Origin of the sequence: Paenibacillus sp. FSL R7-0297, from assembly GCF_038009025.1 — a bacterium.
Classification (GTDB): domain Bacteria; phylum Bacillota; class Bacilli; order Paenibacillales; family Paenibacillaceae; genus Paenibacillus_AQ.
In genome coordinates this window covers 7,183,079-7,202,286 of sequence record NZ_JBBPAQ010000001.1, presented here as the reverse complement: position 1 = coordinate 7,202,286, position 19,208 = coordinate 7,183,079, and the positions used below count along the sequence as shown (strand labels likewise).

The window sequence follows — 19,208 nt, the reverse complement described above, 5'->3', positions numbered from 1 at the left end:
TACATAGGCTTATGTGTTGTACGTATTGCAACTTTGCATCCTAAATACCTCATTATTCACACAGATTGTTGTATGAGATACAAGAATTGTCCTGCTAAACCGCTTGGAGGGGACGAAATGCTGCCTTTTATACAACAGTTCTGGATTATTGCCGGGATCATGCGGAGAATGTTGTATTATGGGCAGGATTTTGGCAGCGGCTGATCTGCTACTCAAATAAGTGTAGTTCAATTAAATTAATGAAGTAATGATTGAGCGTAAAGGGAGTGTACTCATGCTTGAAAAATACGGACACGGCGGCGATCTGTTGACTGCGGCCGAGCTATACGGAGAGAATAGCGGTGGCTTCCTGGATTTCAGCGCCAATATTAATCCGCTGGGCCCGCCGCCGGGGGTGCTCGCGCTGCTGCGGGATGCAGTCTCCGCGATTACAGCGTATCCTGATCCCGGACACCGGAGGCTGAAAGCGCTGCTCGCGGAGAGCCTGGGCGTAGGCACGGACTGGATTACCGTTGCCAATGGAGCCGCCGAGTCGATGGCCCTGCTCCTGCTGGCAGAGGCCCCGCGCCGCGTAGGCATCGTCGAGCCGTGCTTCTCCGAGTACCGCCAGCTGGCGGAGCAGTTCGGTGCCGAGGTTTTGTCCGTTCAGGGGACCCGAGGCAGCGATTACCGGGCCTCCGTGGACGAGATCTCCGGCCTGCTGGAGCAGACGGATCTGCTGTTCCTCGGCCAGCCGAATAATCCGAACGGCGTCCAGTATCCGCTGGACGAGCTGCGGGTGCTGGCCCGCAGGGCGGAAGCCTGCGGGACGATTCTTGCCGTGGATGAAGCGTTCACCGACTTCATCCCGGAGGCGGACCGGCAATCCCTGCTGCCGGAGCTGGGGGCTTACCGTCATACGGTGCTGGTGCGCTCGATGACGAAGTTCTTTGCCATTCCCGGGCTGCGGCTGGGCTTCACCGCCGCGCACCCGGAGCTTGCCGCGGCGATGACCGGCAAGCAGGTGACCTGGAGCGTGAACGGCCTGGCGCTGCTGGCCGGTGAAGCCTGTCTGCAGAGCGGCGACGGCTACGGGCAGGAGACGCGCGCGCTGATCGCAGCAGAGCGGCAGCTGCTGCGCCAAGGTCTGCTTGAGCTCGGCTGCGAAGTGCCGCCGGGCGAAGCGAACTTCCTGCTGCTGCGGCTGGCCGCTCCGTGGAGCGCGCAGGAGATGCAGCGGCGGCTGGGCGCGGGCGGCATACTCGTCCGCAGCTGCGCGATGTACCCCGGCCTTGAGCCGGGGCATATGCGCGTCGCAGTGAAGGGCCGGGCGGACAATGCCCGGCTGCTGCGGGAGCTGGGGGCGGCGCTGCGGGCGGGGAGCTGAGAGCTGCTGCAACAATGGAGAGCGAGCCAGCCGCCCGCCGTTACGCACCCGCCGCTAGCCGTCAGCGTGCCAGCCAGCAACGGTTCTCCGTCTCGCTTCGCTGCCAGTGTGCACGTAGCCTCTCCTCAAGAAATTAGTGGAAAAAGAGCATTTATTTAGCCTGAAACAGACATTTTCGGGACAGAAGTTGGAAAAAGTACATCTATTCGTCCCGCATCCCCGTTTGGAGGCGAAATCAAGAGAATTAGATGCTGTTTTTCCACTTAATAACCGTATGCACGGTTAAAGCATATAATTAAATGTCATAATTCCACTTATTAGGCCGGCTATAGCACGGAACGGAACCCGTCTCTTATCGGAAGGGTCCATCATCTGGTGAGTATACATAGAAATCGCTCCTTTAGAAATGGCGGGTGGTACCTCCATTAATTACAGGAACGGTTTTTTTGTGTTTGAAGAATGTATTTTTGTGTTTGAAGAATGTATGTTACCTGGATATTACCGGCAACGCGTTCACCCCGCAGACTTGTTGCTAAGCGTACATGAACCCAGGCATTAAGGTTAACCGGATGGCCGGGCCGTAAAGAGGTAAAAAAAGTCGGCTGGATGTAAAGATATTCGTATGTTTAAATTTACCGGGTTTTTATATGCTTAAATCAAATACACAAGGAGGTTAAAGAATGTTCAGAATACCCTTACGAAAAATCCCCGTCTTGATATTGCTGGCTTCACTGGTCCTATCCTCAACCCCGCTTGGCCAGCCCCCGGCCGCCTATGGAGCAGAAGGCACAGATGCCGCTGTAAGGTCCGCCGTACTTGATATTACCCAAAGTAAAGTAGAAGGGGAGTATGCACTGGATCTGTCGGAGGTTGGGAATGTAGACTGGCTGCATCTGAGAGGCAATGGACCGGATGACATGATTCAGATTAAAAAGGCCGTGCCCAGCTCTGTAACCTTCAGCGTGTACGGGAACGGTACGACAGGTACCGAAGGGAAGCCAGATAGGGGCAATGACGGGAATTATTTGTCCTATTCCTGGAATGACGGCATGCCTGGTTATGAAAGGGCTGTCAAGGATACCGGATTCGGCGTGTTTTTCCCCAAGAATAGAGATTCGGGGATATACGGGAATGTAGGCTGGACCTTCCAAATTGCCCCCCAGCCGCAGGAGTCAACGGTCGTCTTCGGCATCGGGCTATGGCAGGCGAAAGCTGCTGTGAGGATCTATGCAGATATGAACCTCATGGAGACGAAGGAAATCAATGCGGGTGGGACCTCGGAAGTATACAAGTATCAAATTAAGGTGCCCGCCAATGTGCAATTAAAGGTTGAGGGTCTGCAGGCAGAAACCCTTTCACGGTACGGTAACATGTCCTTCTCGGGACTTGCGGTAAGCAGCAAGGAGGTAGCCGACAAAAGTGCGCTGCAGCTTGCCTATAATCAGGTGAAGGACAAACTCCAAGGTGTACACACGGATGAATCCTGGCAGGACTTTGCCAAAGCAAGGATTCAAGCCAAGGAGGTTCTGGACAAGCCGGATGCCCTTCAGGCGGAGATCGACACGGCCCTGTCTCTTCTAGAGCAGAAGCAAGCGGCTCTGGTAAGAAGAGAAACCAATCTGATGATCGATTACACAGGTGCTGCGGAGAATGAATACGAGTTCGGCAGTAATGGGGATCAGCAGGATAGATATCAGACTTTTACTGCTCAGGAGAGCTTCGAGATGCAGTACGCACAAGTAAATGTGAGAAAAATGTCCAATAGCGTAAGCGACTTGACTGTGAAGCTATATGGGACAGACCCTTCCGGCTTCCCGGCGGGTGCTCCTCTTGCAGAAACCGTGGTCAGCCGGGACCGTGTTGCGGACGGTGAAATGACTACGATTCCACTCCGTTACAGTCTTGCCGGAAATACACGGTACGCTCTGGTTTTATCACAGAAGAATCTCTCCGCCGGCAAATACCGCTGGATGGTCATGAAGAAGAACGGGGAAACGGCAAGTGAATTTTTCGGCAAAAGCGTCTCCGGAGCCTTCCAATCCGAAGCACATCTGGGCACCGGCATTTTAAGAATTATTAAGAATACGGATGTGGACAGAACCGCCTTGCAGGCCTTAATCGATGATATTGCCAAATCTAACTACAACAGCAGGCTGTACACCGTGCAGTCGTGGTCTGCACTCGAAGCCGCGTTGGCTAATGCCGGTCTGGTTTTGAACGATTTTGACGCTAATCAGGAGGGGATCGATGCAGCACTCAGCCATTTACAGGCGGCAAGAGACCAGCTGGAGATTAAGATGGATATGGCGGCGATTGCCGGACAGATCGATCTTATTAGCCGGGCCGTCATTAAAGGCTACACCCTCAGTTCCCTGAACACCTTGAATGAAGCTGTGCAAGCCGCCAAGGCGCTGGGGGCCAACGCCCCGGATGACGAGAAGCTGACCGCCTACTCCGCTGTTTTGGAAGCGGTTCATAATTTGAAGACTGCGGGCAAATACCAGTACGATACCCATGCACAAATGACTGCGGCCTTCGGCTTCGAAGGAGATAAGAATGCTTCCCTCGCTTTTCTGGACGGATCGTATCAAATCGGCGGAAGCCGTCCGGAGCAGCATGGTCCGGTGGCCCCGAAACAAATGGTTACCTTCGGAGTTGCGGACACAAGCAACATCAAGTGGACCAAGGGGGAAGGTTATTTACCGGTAATGATCAGTGAATATACGAAGAATAAAGTAGACTACAAGATTGAGACCTTCGCCAACAAGCATACGGTGGACCATAAGGATTATGTCGTCAACTATTCGAGAGTCACGGCTGCGAATCATTCAGGCGAGCTCATGCTGCTGCCGGTCGTCTCGGGCAATCTGGTGCCACTCAATGCGGACGCTGTAAATACGTACACCGTTCAGCCGGGGGAAAGCGTTGTCAGGGAATATGCGATTGAAGCTGATAAATATGAATATTTTGACAAGAACTTGACCCGGTTTACTTCCTTAACTAAAGAGCAGGTGGCGGGTCTGGGAACCTTCGAAGCCAACTACAGTGAGATGAAGGCTTATTGGCTGACGAGACTCTCAGCAGTAGTGGATATCGGATTACCGAACCGGGAGCTTGAAAATGCGTTCAAATCCGGCTATATCGATACGCTGATTATTAAAGATGATTCGTATCTGCATGTGGGGGAGAACGGCTATGCCCGGTTATTCTCCCATGATACGCTGGGTATTCTGGTGAACCTGATTCAGAGCGGGGATTTCGCCCATGCGCAGGATTATCTGAAGAGTATCCCATTGACAGGTGGAATCAACATGGAGACGGGGCAGGTGGACAGCAATCTGTATTGGGATACGAACTGGAAAATTCCGTGGGCCTATGCGGTTTACTTAAGTAAAACCGGAGATGCTTCTATCTTCGATGAGCAGATGACCGCTGATGACGGCTCTACCGGTACCGTATTTGAGAAGCGGGTTAAATTCGGGGCGCGAACCATCGAGAGTGACCGCAACGCTGACGGAATTATGAAAAAAACGTATGCGATTGATTCCGAGGGCAACTGGACGATCGACAATTATTCCGCCCTGACCGGTCTGACCGCCTATGAATATGTAACCCGCGAGCTCTACCGTATAAAGAATGACGAAGCCTATTTGCAGGAAGCAGAGTGGGCAAAAGCAAGGTATGACGACTTATTGGCCAAATTCACAACCAAGCTGCAGCAGACGATAACCGAAGAAGGACTTGATTATATTCCGGCTTCGGTCGTTGAGACCAATGATGAGAACCGGATGAGAGACTCCAGAGATGCAAACTGGGCTTCCATGTTCCTGTTTGGCAGATGGCACTGGGACGGATATCTGTATGGGGCGGAGCAGCCTGAGGACAATATCAACCTGAAGCTGCTGGACGATACGTATTCCTATGGAATCAACCGGCGTATTCAGGAGGATACGACAGATTCTCCGTACAATTTCGGGGGTTATCCGCATGGCTTTTATTCAAGTGCGTACAACGCCGGATACGGAAGCGCAGCGCTGCGAGGAGAAGAATACCGGGATATGGGCATTAAAGCGTATGAATTCATGATTGGAAATTCGATGAGCGGGCCGTTCAGCTGGTGGGAAGGGATCAATTATCCCGTTCCGGGAAGTCCTTGGGCACAGACGAATGATCAGCTGAACCTTCAGAATACACCGGGCGGCGGCGGATCGGCCCAGCATATGTGGGGACAATCCGTTAACTCCAAGGTACTCATTGACTCTCTGATTGCCGAGCGGATTTATGATCAGAATCAGAAGACGGAGATTATTGTAGGCCGCGGTATTCCTAAGGAGTGGGTCAAGGATGCTGCCAGGAGGAACAATAATGCGGTGGCGCGTGTGCAGAATTACCCCGCCCTGCAAGGCGGCAGAGTCGGGTACAGCATTGTAAGACAAGACAACCAGCTCGTGGTTACCTTCAGCTGCGATTTGAGCCAGGCGAAAGCTGGTGCGGGAGAGGCTAGCTTCAGTGTCCAATTGCCGAGCATGGTGAACAATATTACGGATGTATCTGCAGGCATAATGGATAACACCAAAGGTATCGTTACGGTTCCGTTAAATACAGCCTCAGTAACGATAACTTTAGGTGATTTACCGAAACCGCTGGCTGTTAACTTAGATAAGGATCAGCTTGAAATTGTTTATACTGATGGAGACCTCCAGACCTCGGTTACGAAAGACGTTATTTTGCCGGCAGCAGGTGAGCATGGAAGTGAAATCACCTGGACCTCAAGTAGTCCCGATATCATCTCCAGTAAAGGGGAGGTTAAGCGTCCGGCGAGTACAACCGGGGTGACTTTGACGGCCATTCTGAAGAAAGACGGGGCGGAGGCGCAGAAAAGCTTTGTATTGACGGTTCTAAAGGCAGACACCAAGCCTGACGGAGGCACGGATACAGGGAACACCGGCAACAACAGCAACAATGGTAACAACGGTAACAACAACAATAATGGGAATTCAGGCAACAGCAGCACGGGGAGCGCCGGAACTATCGGTACTATCGTAACCACCGGCAATACGGGCAGCACAGGCAGCACAGGAAATACAGGCGATGGCGGTCTGGCTACTCAGCCTGCGTTCAAGGATGTAGAGAAGCACTGGGCAAAAGAGAGCATTATAACTGCGGCGCAGCGCAAGCTGGTGAACGGTTATGCAGACGGAACCTTCCGTCCGGACGGAGCCGTTACACGCAGTGAATTCGCGGTGATCCTGGGCCGCTCTTTACAGGTGAACCTTGCGCAATCCGGACTTTCCTTCACGGATGAAGGCATCATTCAGCCATGGGCGAAGCCATATGTTGCCGCAGCGGTTAAATCCGGCTGGATTACAGGCTATACGGATCAGTCCTTCAGGCCCGGCGGAAAGATTACCCGTCTGGAGATGATTACAATGATCGCCCGGGCGCTGGAATGGAAGACTGACTCCAAGGCTAAGGCAGCATTTGCTGATGCGGAGCTTATTCCTTCATGGGGTCAGCCGTATGCGGCAGCCGCCTATGAAGCGGGTCTGGTTGAAGGCCAAGGCAATAACCGGCTGGCTCCGAATGATCAGGCAACGCGGGCAGAGGCCGTGACCCTGATTCTTAGACTGTTAGACAAAACTGAACAGCAGTAGAATGAGGCAGAGTAAGCTGGCGTCCGGATTTCCGGCGTCAGCTTTTTGTTTGCAGGCTACAAACCTTGATACAGAGGAGACGAGAAACTATATATCAAGAAATCTGGGGCGGGCAGCGGTCGGAAGTCCAAAGGTTCACTGCAGTGACGACTAAGCTTCAGGTTCAAATCTTAAGTGCGTCTTATATATATAATGATATAGTGGGTTTAGGAATAGTTTACTGCGCGAGAGGAGCGGATGTAATGTGAAAGAAATGAATGTGAACCTACCCTTTAATCTTGACGGTGGATTGGCGGTGTACCAGAGCAGGGTCTGGCAGGGACTAACGCTGGAGTGGCGGGAAGGCCATCTGCTGCTGGAATTTCCGGCTGAGGTGGACAGTATATCAAGCGCGGTGTATGGCGGAGGAACAGGCCGCCTGAAGCGGGCGGTAAACCAATATGTCTCCCGGGACTACGAATGCAGCAATCCGGTACGGGATATGAAAAATAAGCTGCAGGAGTGGGGTTATCCGCTGGACGGCTGTGCCGGACTGATGACGGCCGTTCCGCTTGAACATGCCGCAGTTGCCGAGGAGGATACCGGCTCTGCGGGGATTATGTGCTGCGTGACAGCGGCTGCGGGCAATGCCGCCCGCGCCGGCTCGCAGCGCAGCGTGCTGGCGGCATACCGCCCGGGCACGATTAATATCATGCTCGGCATTGACGGCTGGCTGTCGCCATCGGCCATGGTCAATGCCGTGATGACGGCCACGGAAGCGAAGGCTGCCGCACTGGCAGATCTCGGAATCACGGATTCCGAGAACGGTCTACTCGCAACCGGGACCACAACGGATGCCATCGTGCTTGCGGTGAGCGGGAGCCGCCGCTATGCAGCGGAGCATGTGTATGCCGGAACAGCGACCGACCTTGGGGGAGCCATTGGTAGGCTGGTGTACAGTGCGGTGACGGAAAGTCTGCGTTCGGTGAAGGCGGCGGAAGCTGTGCGGAGAGCGGAACTAGCTGACTTGGCGCAGGCAGAGCAACTGGCGGCTTCTGTGGAAACTAGGCAAGCCGCGGGTGGAGAAGAAGCAGTTGAAGTCGAAGCAGTAGTGGCAGCTGAACTGTTACCGCCGAAAGAAGCACTAAATGGGCAGCACGGCCATCTGAAGAAAGGCGGCCGGGAATAATGTCTGGATTGATGAACATGGTCCGCCAGGAACTGCAGCGGGGTGAACCAAGGTGAAGCTTGCCATCATACTGTTGGCTGCTTATATAGTGGACCGGATTGTCGGCGATCCGCGTAATTTTCCCCATCCCGTTGTTTATATGGGGAAGGCCATCAGCGCGATAGAGTGGCTTATCCGCCGCTTCGCATCGGCGCCCCGTGCCCTGAAGCGGGCGGGGCTGCTGCTTCCGCTCCTGATAGCAGGAGGCGCATGGGTGCTGACAGCGCTGCTAGTGCTGCTGCTCTACCGGATATCCCCCTGGCTGGCCGGGGCGGCCGAAGTGTGGCTGATCTCGACAACGATCGCCTCCAAAGGCTTGAAGGATGCCGGGATGGCGGTATTCACAGAACTCCGCCAAGGGGATATTCCCGCTGCCCGCAGAGCGCTGGGAATGATTGTCGGCCGGGATACGGGCCACCTGGAGAGTCCGGAAATCGTTCGCGGCACAGTGGAGACTGTGGCGGAGAATATCGTCGACGCGATCATCTCGCCGCTGTTCTTCGCCCTGCTGGGCGGGGCTCCGCTGGCAATGGCTTACCGTGCGGTGAACACGCTGGATTCCATGGTCGGCTACAAGAACGACAAGTACCGCGATCTGGGCTGGGCATCCGCCCGGCTGGATGACGTGGCCAATTACATACCGGCGCGGATTACAGCGCTATTGCTAACCTTATGTGCAGCACTGCTGCGGCTGGACTGGCGGAGATGCTGGCGTACCGTCCGGAGGGATGCACGTCTTCATCCCAGCCCGAATAGCGGTTACCCGGAATCGGCAGTTGCCGGAGCACTGGGCATCCGGCTGGGTGGAGAAAATGTATACCACAGCGTAACCTCCTTCCGCGCCTACATGGGAGATCCCCTGCGGACAATGGAGCCGGAGGATATTATCGTGACTGCGCGGATAATGATGCTGTCTTCAGCCATATTTGTCTGCCTGTGTGCAGCGGTTGCCTTGTTATGGCAGGGGATGGGGGGCTGAGCGGAGTGCAGATGGACAAGGACAAGGGTAAGGATACGAGTAAGGACAAAGATAAGGATAAGGACAAAGATAAGGACAAAGATAAGGACAAGGACAAGGACAAGGACAAGGACAAGGACAAGGACAAGGAAGGCCGCTTGGCTCCGTCAGGTCGCAGTAGCATAAGAAACCCGGCACCGCAGCAGGAGCTGGAGTTGAAGTTGGAGCAGGAGCAGGAGCAGGAAATGGAACAGGAGCAGGAGCTGGCACGGGAGCCTCAACTGGAGCAGGAACTGGAGCTGGTGCTTGTCCGTCATGGGCACACGCAGTGGAACAAGGAACGGCGCTATTTAGGGAGTACGGATCTGCCGCTGCTGCCGGAGGCGCGGCAGCAATTGTCCGCACTAAGCGACCAGCCTGCGCTCGGCGGGGAATTCTGGCGTGTCTATTGCAGTGACCTGCTCAGGTGCAGGGAGACGCTGGTAGCCGTGGCTCCACACCTGGAGCGGCAGGCCAACTATGATTCGCGGCTGCGCGAGCTGGATTTTGGTGCCTGGGAAGGATGCAATTATGACCAGCTGAAGGATAACGGGCATTACCGCAGCTGGATTGACCACCCCGAGTTAGTAACACCGCCGGAAGGGGAAGCGTGGGAAGAGTTTGAAGCCCGGGTGGATGATTTCTGGGCTCAGCTGGTGCAGGAATTTGAGCTAAGAAGCATGGACGACGGTATGCCCTGTCTTGAAGCCAGCAAACCAAGGGTGGTTCCACCAGCGGTAGTTCCTCCAGCAGAAGTTTCACCAGTGCCCATTTCAACTGTGGCGGTTCCACCAGTACCAATTTTATCTTCGGGAGTTCCATTAGCGCCAGACTCACCGCCCAATCCCCCGCCTCCGCGCGTGCTGATTGTAACTCATGGTGGTATCATCCGTCTGCTGCTGGCGCGTCTGACCGAAGGAGTAACCTTCTATACAGCAGCTGCACCCGCTCCGGGTGAAGTCACTGTACTGAATCTTCTGAAGGATGAAGGAGCCTGGCGCATGATGCCGCGCGAAGTGTAGCTACCACGGGTGGACTAGGGACAGCTACAACTCGGGTGCGAAAAACCGACTACATTGCACCACCGATAGCGTTCACGAGCCAAATGTATGCGAAAAACCGAATACAATGCGCCGTCGACAGGGTTAACCAGCCAAGTGTATGCGAAAAACCGACTACAATGCGCGTCGATAGGGTTAACCAGCCAAGTGTATGCGAAAAACCGACTACATTGTCCCCCTTAGAACCACAGCCGGAAGAAAATCCCGGGGCTGTGGTTCTTTTTTTACGGCGGCGTCTGTGCCATGATAGCTATGGGGGCGATAGCGGTATGTTTAAGGATTTCAAGCTCATTGCCGGACGTCCGGTATATATCCAGGTGAAGGATTACATGAAGCATCTTATTATCAAAAGCGCGCTCCAGGGCGGGCAGAAGCTTCCCTCTACACGGGAACTCAGCACACTCCTCAAGGTCAGCCGCAACTCCATTATCTCAGCCTACGAGAGTCTGGAGGATGACGGCTTCGCGTATACGGTGCAGGGCCAGGGAAGTTATATCTCACCAGGTGCAGCAGCGGGGCACGGAGATCCGGAAGCGGCCTCCTGGAGCGTGGACTGGAAAGAGCGGCTCAGCGGCCAGGCGCTGCTCGCGGAAGAGCTGGACATTATGAAGCGGGGAATCCGCGCGGGGAAAGGAACGATTTCTTTTACCAGTATCGCGCCGGATGAGAGCCTCTTCGATCTGGATCAGGTCCGGAGAGCTTTTCTGGAGCGTATGTCCGTAGAGGGCAACGTTCTGCTGAATTATGGATATGCCAAGGGATATAGACCTTTAATAGATTATTTGCGGCAATATATGGAGCACAAGGGCGTGAATATGCGCGGGAAGGATCTGCTGATCACCAACGGGTTTACGGAGGGGTTTGACGTGGTATTGTCGGCTCTCGGCAAGCGGCATGGCGCTGTGGTCTGCGAGAATCCGACGCATCATACGGCGATCAAAAATCTGAAGCTGCACGGCTTCGGGATACATGGGGTAACGATGGAGCGGGACGGCATCCACTTAGGGGAGCTTAGGCAGGCGCTCGAAGAGCGGGAATATGACTGTGCCTATCTGGTCCCCTCCTACCATAATCCCACCGGCATTGTCATGTCTCCCGAGAAAAGACAAGGGCTGATGAAGCTGATGTCGGACTACAAAGTGCCGGTCATTGAGGACGGCTTCAACGAGGAGCTGCGTTATTCGGGTGCCCATGTGGCTCCGTTAATCGCGGCGGCGGGCGGCGGGAACAGCGTCATCTACCTCGGCAGCTTCTCCAAAGTACTGTTCCCCGGACTGCGGGTGGGCTGGGTGCTGGCGGATCAGGAGCTGATCTATTATCTCGAAAGTGTCAAAAGGGCACGCAGCATTCATACCTCGACGCTGGACCAGTCTATCCTGTACCAATATCTGCTGGGCGGCAATCTGGAGAAGTATCTGAAGAAGGCCCGGCTGGAGTATAAACGCAAATACGAGCTGACGCTCGCGTACTGCAAGGAGCATATTCCATATGCCTCATTGTCAGGGGATGGAGGGCTGCATCTGTTTGTAACGTTCGCCGAAGGCTTCAGCACAAGGGAATTGCTGGCGGCCTGCCATAAGCAGGGAGTGATTTTTACCGCAGGAGACATCTTCTTCACTGACGGGAAGGGACAGAATACACTGCGGCTGGGCTTCTCCAGAGTGGCGGATGAGGATATACGCAGAGGGATCGAAATTATCGGCAGGACAGCACGGCAACTTATGGGATGAAGGGGTGTACGGATATGATTAAAGTGGGAGTTATTATGGGCGGCGTATCGTCTGAATATGAGGTGTCCATGAATACCGGCAGGGAGATGCTGAAGGCACTGGATCCGGCAATATACACCGGGATTCCTGTACCCATCACCTCGCGTAAAGAGCTGCTGGAGGGAGTCGTGGGGCTAGACTTCGCTCTGCTCGCCCTGCATGGGACCTACGGCGAGGATGGCACTGTGCAAGGTACGCTTGAAACGCTCGGCATTCCTTATTCCGGGAGCGGCGTGCTGTCCAGCAGTCTCTGCATGGATAAAGGGCTGGCCAAGACGGTTATCCGCAGCAAAAGCATCCTCACACCCGACTGGCTGTGCTGGGAGCATATCAATGAATATGCACCGGAAGCCGTGGACCGGCTGGGTTATCCGGTGATGGTCAAGCCGAATTCCGGCGGCTCCAGCATCGGCATGACCAAGGTGAATCATCCGCGGGAGCTGCGCGGGGCGGTGGAGAAGGCTTTTGCCGCAGACTGCTCGGTGCTGATTGAGCATTATACAACAGGACAGGAGATTACCTGCTCCATTCTCGGTGGAGAGCTGCTGCCGGTAATCGGGATTCAGTCGCTCGGTGCCGACTGGTTCGATTACAGCGCCAAATATGAGCAGGGCGGGGCGGAGGAACAGATCATCCAGCTGCCTGCGGAGGTCGAGGAACGGGTGCGGACGGCGGCGCTTACCTGCTACAGGGCGCTGAAATGCGCGGTGTATGCACGGGTGGATATGCTGCTGAAGGACGGGATTCCCTATGTGCTGGAAGTGAACACCCTGCCCGGCATGACTGCAACCAGCCTGCTACCCCAGAGTGCAAAGGCCGCAGGTATTTCCTTCACCCGGCTGCTGGATGAGATTATCACCGGATCGCTGCGGGAGCGTGGAGGTACGGGGGAAGCACCAGAAGCACCAGAAGCACAACTGGTACAGCAAGGGGGTGGCGGGTTATGAACAGCAAACAATCCGCTTTGCCTGTGGACCGCCACCCCCGCATCCAGCGCCTCTCTGGCATCTCCATGCACAACGACCCCATTACTCCGCGTCTAAGGGAGATTCCGCCTTCGGGCATCCGCGCTTTTTTTGATCTAGCTGCGGGTAACAACGATATTATTTCACTCGGGGTTGGCGAACCTGACTTCGCTACTCCTGAACAGGTCAGAGCGGCCTGTATCCGCGCCCTGGACCGCGGGGAGACGATGTATACGCCTAACAGCGGGAGGATGGAGCTGCGGGAGGAGATTGCCGGGTATTTGCAGAAGGGCTTCGACCTGCAGTACGATCCTGCGGATGAAATAATGGTTACTGTAGGGAGCAGTGAAGCCGTGGATCTGGCACTGCGCGCCTTCATCGCACCAGGCGATGAGATTCTGATTCCTTCCCCGGGTTATGTCGCCTATGCGCCTATCGCCTATCTGAATGGCGGAACGCTGGCCACGGTGGAGACGAAGGTGGAGCAGGGCTTTAAGCTCACGGCCGAAGCATTGAAGCGGGCAATCACTCCGCAATCCAAGCTGCTGATGGTGAATTTTCCGAGTAACCCTACAGGGGCGGTAATGACCTATGAGGACTGGCTGCCGGTAGCTGAGGTGGTGAAGGAGCACGGGCTGATCGTGATTTCGGATGAGATCTATGCCGAGCTTACCTACGACAGCACACATGTAAGTATTGCCTCACTCCCCGGCATGAAGGAGCGGACGGTGGTGATCAGCGGGTTCTCGAAGGCTTTTGCCATGACCGGCTGGCGGGTCGGATATGCCTGCGGGAACGGCGAACTGCTGGCGGCTATGCTCAAAATTCATCAATACACGGCCATGTGCGCACCCGTGCTGGGCCAGATCGCCGCTGCCGAATCCCTGCGCAGTGCTCTGCCGGATAAAGACCGGATGAAGGCATGCTTCAAGGACCGCCGGACAATGTTTGTAGACGGCCTGCGGTCTGCAGGACTGCCCTGCCATGTGCCTGAAGGGGCATTCTATGCCTTCCCGTCCATTGCCCGCACAGGCATGAGCTCGGAGGAATTCGCCTTAAGGCTGCTGAAGGAGTCGGGAGTCGCAGTTGTTCCGGGTCATGTGTTCGGGGCTGGCGGAGAAGGGTATATCCGCTGCTCCTATGCAGCTTCTACAGCGAAGCTGACCGAGGCGCTGGAGCGGCTTGAAGGCTTCATGAAGGTAAAAATCTAATTGTAAGATCAATCTATATCACCTATAATCCTTTAAGGAAGAAATAGGGATATGTTAGAATTCAATTGGCTTGCAGCCAAGTTGCGGAAGCTCCCTTCTTCAGAGCAGGGGAGCTTTTTTTGTGTTCTGATGACAGGATGATGAGCAGCTAGAAGTAGATTGTTTTTGATAGAATATACAATAGATAACAGGAGGCAATATCATGATCACAGCCATACAAGAAGTAACCGGACGGATCGCTCCGCCTGATGAAAAAGCGACCTTGCGCGCGGTGCTCCGCCTGAACAGCCTGACCAAGCCGCCGGGAAGCCTCGGGCGGCTGGAGGCGCTGGCCGTCCGGCTGGCCGGGATCTCCAAAGTAGAACAGCCCTGTTACAGCAAACGTACGGTAGTAGTTATGGCAGCGGATCATGGGGTCTGCTGTGAAGGGGTCAGTGCTTTTCCGCAGGAGGTTACCATGCAGATGGCCTATAACTTCCTGAGCGGCGGCGCCGCAGTGAATGTGCTGGCCCGCCAAGGCGGTGCAGAGGTGCAGTTCGTGGACATCGGTATTAACGGTGACATCAGCCATCCGCACTTGATCGACCGCAAAGTGCGCCGCGGCACGGACAATATGGCGGCAGGTCCGGCCATGAGCCGTGATGATGCGCTGCGCGCGATTCTGGCCGGAGTTCAGGTGGCCCAGGAAGCGGTGAAGAACGGAACGGAGATTTTTATTACCGGTGAGATGGGCATCGGTAATACTACGGCAAGTGCTGCGGTGCTGTGCGCACTGGAAGGCATCCCGGCGGAGACAGCAGCCGGACGGGGGACAGGTATCGACGACGAGCGGCTGCGCCACAAAATATCGGTGATCGAACGCGCCCTGAAGGTTAATGCGCCGAATCCGGCTGACCCGATCGATGTGCTCTCGAAGGTAGGCGGGCTTGAGATTGCCGGCCTGGCCGGTCTGATTCTTGGAGCGGCTGCGCTGCGGATTCCGGTTATTCTGGACGGTTTTATTTCCGGAGCGGCAGCCCTCGTCGCCAAGGCGTTGGCACCGGAATCGACGGCCTACATGATTGCTTCCCATGTCTCGGGCGAGCAGGGGCATAAGCTGATGCTGGACCGCCTCGGTCTGGAAGCCCTGCTGGATCTCGGACTGCGCCTCGGTGAAGGCACCGGCGGAGCGCTGTGCCTGCATTTCATTGAAGCGGTCTGCCGGATTATGCGGGAGATGGCGACCTTCGAGAGTGCGGGGGTCTCCGGTTCGGAGAGCGTATGAGCATCCTTGTAACCGGAGGGGCCCGCAGCGGGAAAAGCGGCTTCGCCGAGCGCTTAACCAAGAAGCTGGCAGACCCGCAGCAGGCGGTCTATGTGGCGACCGGGCAAGCGTTCGATGAAGAGATGAAGGCGCGGATTGCGCTGCACCGGCAGCAGCGGGAGGAGGGCGGCTTCCGCTGGGAGACACTGGAGGAGCCGCTTGAACTGTCGGCGCTGCTCCGGCGGCTGTCCGGCAGCGGCAGCGGTCAGCCAGTCTTGGTGGACTGCCTGACGCTCTGGCTGTCCAACCAGCTGCTGGCTGTGGAGGAACGCAGTGACCGGCAGCCACTGGTTGAAGCGGCAATTACCGGGCTGGAGCAGAGTGTCTCCAGCTTCAAAGGAACGCTAATTCTGGTTACCAATGAAGTAGGCGACGGCATTGTGCCGGAGTATTCACTCGGCCGGCTGTACCGTGACCTGGCCGGACGGATGAACGCGCGGCTTGCCCGGCAGTGTGAGCAGGTATTCCTGGTTACAGCCGGGATTCCTGTGGAGCTGAAGAGCCGGGAGTACCTCCTGTGAGCGCGCGGGGGGATGCCGCTGCCGCGTTTCAGTTCCTGTCGCGGTTTCCGGTCAAATACAGCCCGGATTTCTCGCCTGAGCTGCTGCGCCGCAGCGTGGTCTATTATCCGCTGGTAGGCGCAGCGATCGGCCTCAGCGCCGCGCTTGGCGCAGCTGCCGCCGCCTGGCTGCTGCCGGCCTGGCCTGCCGCTGTCATCACCCTCATCCTGTGGGTGGGGCTGACCGGCGGGCTGCATCTGGACGGCTGGATGGACAGCGCCGATGCGCTGCTCAGCTACCGCTCGCGGGAGCGGATGCTGGAGATCATGAAGGACAGCCGCGTAGGCGCTATGGGCGTGCTGGCCTGCATGCTGCTCCTGCTGCTGAAGGCCTCGCTGCTGGCGGCATTAATTGAAGGCGGCAGCTACAGCATGCTGCCGCTGCTCCTGCTGCCGCCGATCTGGAGCCGCTGGTACATGGTGCGGGCCATGGCCCGCTATCCGCTGGCCCGCGGCAATGAAGGGCTGGCCGCCAGCTTCGGCGGGCTGCCTGCCCGGCTGGAGCGGCGCGCGCGTCTAAGCGCCGCGCTGCTTACGCTGGCCGCTGCCGCGGCGCCTCTGGCGCTCGGCGCGGGCAGCGGGGCCTGGCCGCAGCTGGCGGCGGCGGCCATCCTGGCGCCGGCGGCTGCGGCAGCCTGCGGCATGCTCGCAGCGCGGCGGATCGCCAGCCGGCTCGGCGGGCTCACCGGCGACGTCTACGGCGCGCTGGGTGAGCTGCTGGAGACGGTGGTTCTGCTGGTGCTGGTGCTGCTGCAGCACAACCTGTAGCGGACAGCGTCCGCCATGCACTTAGGGCAGCGCCGCACAGCGCTCCAATAGGCCATAGGGCTGCACCGCCCTGAACACCGGCAGCAGCAAGAAAGCGAGGAAGTGAAGAAGATGAACATGGAAGTTACAGCCTCAGGTAAGGCCGCGCTTCAGGCAGCGACGGGAGCTGCTCGGGGAGCGGATAAGCAGCAGCCAGCTACCGTCCAGGCAGCGCCGGGGGTTGCAGATGGACGCGGCAAGCAGCACCCAGCCGCCGTGCTGATGGTGCAGGGAACCGCCTCCGATGTCGGCAAGAGCCTCGTCACCGCCGCCATCGGACGGATTATGACCCGGGACGGCTACCGTACGGCACCGTTCAAGTCGCAGAATATGGCGCTGAATTCTTATGTTACAGCGGACGGCAAAGAAATCGGCCGCGCCCAGGGGATGCAGGCGGAAGCCTTCGGTATTACGGCTACCAGTGACATGAATCCGATCCTGCTGAAGCCTTCCGGTGAGATGAGCGCGCAGATTGTGGTGCATGGTGTGCCGCATGCCGCGCTCAGTGCAAGGGAATACCGCGAGAAATTTCTTCCCGAGGCCAAAGGGACCGTAATGGATGCGCTTGGGCGTCTGCGCGAGGCATACGATGTTGTGCTGATGGAAGGCGCAGGCAGCCCCGCGGAAATCAACCTCAAGGCGCGGGATATCGTCAATATGAATCTGGCTGGCTGGGCAGATGCCCCTGTGCTGCTGGTTGCCGATATTGACCGGGGCGGCGTGTTTGCCTTCATCGTCGGGACGCTGGAGCTGCTGGAGCCGCATGAACGGGCCCGGGTCAAAGGCTTCATTATCAATAAATTCCGCGGCGATGTCTCGCTGCTGCAGCCCGGGCTGGACTGGCTGGAGGAGCGTACAGGCATTCCGGTGCTGGGGGTGATGCCGTTCCTGCCGCAGCTGCGGATTGAGGCGGAGGACTCCGTAGTTCTGGAAGGAACCTCAGGCCGAGTGCGTGAAGGTTCTATGAAAGAACTTGATATTGCGGTCATCCGCTATCCCCGCATCTCCAATTTCACCGACTTCGATCCGCTGGAGGATGAGCCGGATGTTACCGTACGCTATGTACTGTCGGCAGACGAGCTAGGAACGCCGGATGTCATTATATTGCCGGGCACGAAGAATACGGCTGCCGACCTGCAGTATTTGCGGGAGCAGGGGTTCCCGGAGGCAATAGAGCGTGCATTGGGACAGGGGACGCAGCAGCTTGCCGGAATCTGCGGCGGTTATCAGATGCTGGGGCTGAAGCTGCTTGATCCTCATGCGGTTGAGAGTGCTGAACCGGGTGAGAGTGAGGGCCTCGGGTATCTGCCGCTGTCAACGGCGTTCCTGCAGCAGAAGACCACGGTACGCGTGAGCGGAACACTGGCTGCGGATCATCCGCTGCAACTAAGCACACAAGCGTCCGCCTCAACCGGAGAGATACCCATTACCGGCTACGAGATACATATGGGAACAACGAAGAATCATGATGCTGCTTCGGTACGTTGCCTGTTCAGTCTGGACGGGCCGGAACGGCAGGCTCTGCCGGAAGGCTGGGGAACCCCGGACGGCAGAATCTGGGGCAGTTATCTGCACGGCTTGTTCCACAACGACGGGCTGCGCCGCAGTTGGCTGGACGGATTGCGTATTGCCAAAGGACTCGCACCGCTGTCGGTAACCTTCTCGGCTGCTGCGCTCCGTGAGCAGGAATTCGACCGGCTGGCGGATGCTGTAAGGTCACATTTGGACATGAATGCCGTTTACAATATTATGGGCTTGCGGGGAGGAGGGGAATAGGGATGACTATTGCGGTTCTGCTGTTTATGGTTGCCGGACTGGCCGAGATCGGCGGCGGGTATCTGGTCTGGCTCTGGCTGCGGGAATCGCGGCCGCTGTGGTACGGTTTGGCAGGCTCTGCCATCCTGATCGCGTATGGTATTATCCCGACGCTGCAGAAGTTTCCTTCCTTTGGCCGGGTATATGCCGCCTATGGCGGAGTATTCATCGTGCTTGCTGTGCTGTGGGGCTGGCTGGTGGACCGGAAAACACCGGATCTCTACGACTGGATCGGCGCCGGCGTCTGCGTGATTGGAGTCTCTGTCATCTTGTGGGCACCGAGGCACTGAGCATGTCCTAATCAGTTATCGCACGAATCCCTCTATTCTCATCCACGGATTGTGATGGAACCTTGTTGTTCCATGGAATCCTGCCCAAAATACAACATTTATCCTGAACCCGCGTGAACTTAAGAATCTCAAGGTGTCAGCAACGAATCAAACTTGAGGAAATGAATGCTTGCGCTTGTCCCCTTTGCAAAAAAGCAGCTCCAA

General features: G+C 56.5%; 13 protein-coding genes. All 13 read left to right on the top strand.

What is annotated here, in order from left to right:
- Nucleotides 1–247: 247 nt before the first annotated feature.
- The 13 genes from cobD to MKZ24_RS31075 all read left to right on the top strand — a co-directional run bounded on the left by cobD (nucleotide 248) and on the right by MKZ24_RS31075 (nucleotide 19,004).
- A complete protein-coding gene (gene cobD, locus MKZ24_RS31135) occupies nucleotides 248–1,366 on the top strand; it encodes a threonine-phosphate decarboxylase CobD (protein ID WP_340789669.1) in 1,119 nt (372 codons plus the stop codon).
- Nucleotides 1,367–2,046: 680 nt separating this feature from the next.
- Nucleotides 2,047–7,020, top strand: coding sequence for an S-layer homology domain-containing protein (locus tag MKZ24_RS31130; protein WP_340789668.1), 4,974 nt, complete (start codon nucleotides 2,047–2,049; stop codon nucleotides 7,018–7,020).
- 253 nt (nucleotides 7,021–7,273) lie between these two features.
- Nucleotides 7,274–8,188, top strand: a complete 915-nt coding sequence (locus MKZ24_RS31125; protein WP_340790258.1) for an adenosylcobinamide amidohydrolase — start codon at nucleotides 7,274–7,276, stop codon at nucleotides 8,186–8,188.
- Nucleotides 8,189–8,240: 52 nt separating this feature from the next.
- Complete coding sequence (cbiB, locus tag MKZ24_RS31120; protein ID WP_340789667.1) at nucleotides 8,241–9,206, top strand: adenosylcobinamide-phosphate synthase CbiB; 966 nt, start codon at nucleotides 8,241–8,243, stop codon at nucleotides 9,204–9,206.
- A gap of 11 nt (nucleotides 9,207–9,217) precedes the next feature.
- Entirely contained in the window at nucleotides 9,218–10,246 is a 1,029-nt protein-coding gene (locus MKZ24_RS31115; protein WP_340790257.1) for a histidine phosphatase family protein, read from the top strand.
- 308 nt (nucleotides 10,247–10,554) lie between these two features.
- Nucleotides 10,555–12,015: an aminotransferase-like domain-containing protein gene (locus tag MKZ24_RS31110; protein ID WP_340789666.1), complete on the top strand. Its 1,461-nt coding sequence runs from the start codon at nucleotides 10,555–10,557 to the stop codon at nucleotides 12,013–12,015.
- Between the two features lie 14 nt (nucleotides 12,016–12,029).
- Nucleotides 12,030–13,001 (top strand): D-alanine--D-alanine ligase, encoded by a 972-nt coding sequence (locus MKZ24_RS31105; RefSeq protein WP_340789665.1) that lies wholly within the window; start codon nucleotides 12,030–12,032, stop codon nucleotides 12,999–13,001.
- Nucleotides 13,002–13,066: 65 nt separating this feature from the next.
- Complete coding sequence (locus MKZ24_RS31100) at nucleotides 13,067–14,230, top strand: aminotransferase class I/II-fold pyridoxal phosphate-dependent enzyme (RefSeq protein WP_340790256.1); 1,164 nt, start codon at nucleotides 13,067–13,069, stop codon at nucleotides 14,228–14,230.
- Between the two features lie 202 nt (nucleotides 14,231–14,432).
- Nucleotides 14,433–15,494 (top strand): nicotinate-nucleotide--dimethylbenzimidazole phosphoribosyltransferase, encoded by a 1,062-nt coding sequence (gene cobT, locus MKZ24_RS31095; RefSeq protein ID WP_340789664.1) that lies wholly within the window; start codon nucleotides 14,433–14,435, stop codon nucleotides 15,492–15,494.
- Entirely contained in the window at nucleotides 15,491–16,054 is a 564-nt protein-coding gene (gene cobU, locus MKZ24_RS31090; RefSeq protein ID WP_042233308.1) for a bifunctional adenosylcobinamide kinase/adenosylcobinamide-phosphate guanylyltransferase, read from the top strand. The genes cobT and cobU overlap by 4 nt, the downstream gene beginning before the upstream one ends.
- A complete protein-coding gene (gene cobS / locus MKZ24_RS31085; protein WP_340789663.1) occupies nucleotides 16,051–16,860 on the top strand; it encodes an adenosylcobinamide-GDP ribazoletransferase in 810 nt (269 codons plus the stop codon). The genes cobU and cobS overlap by 4 nt, the downstream gene beginning before the upstream one ends.
- A 261-nt stretch (nucleotides 16,861–17,121) precedes the next feature.
- Nucleotides 17,122–18,675, top strand: a complete 1,554-nt coding sequence (locus tag MKZ24_RS31080; protein ID WP_340790255.1) for a cobyric acid synthase — start codon at nucleotides 17,122–17,124, stop codon at nucleotides 18,673–18,675.
- A 2-nt stretch (nucleotides 18,676–18,677) separates the two neighbouring features.
- Nucleotides 18,678–19,004: a YnfA family protein gene (locus MKZ24_RS31075; protein ID WP_042233310.1), complete on the top strand. Its 327-nt coding sequence runs from the start codon at nucleotides 18,678–18,680 to the stop codon at nucleotides 19,002–19,004.
- Nucleotides 19,005–19,208: the final 204 nt, after the last annotated feature.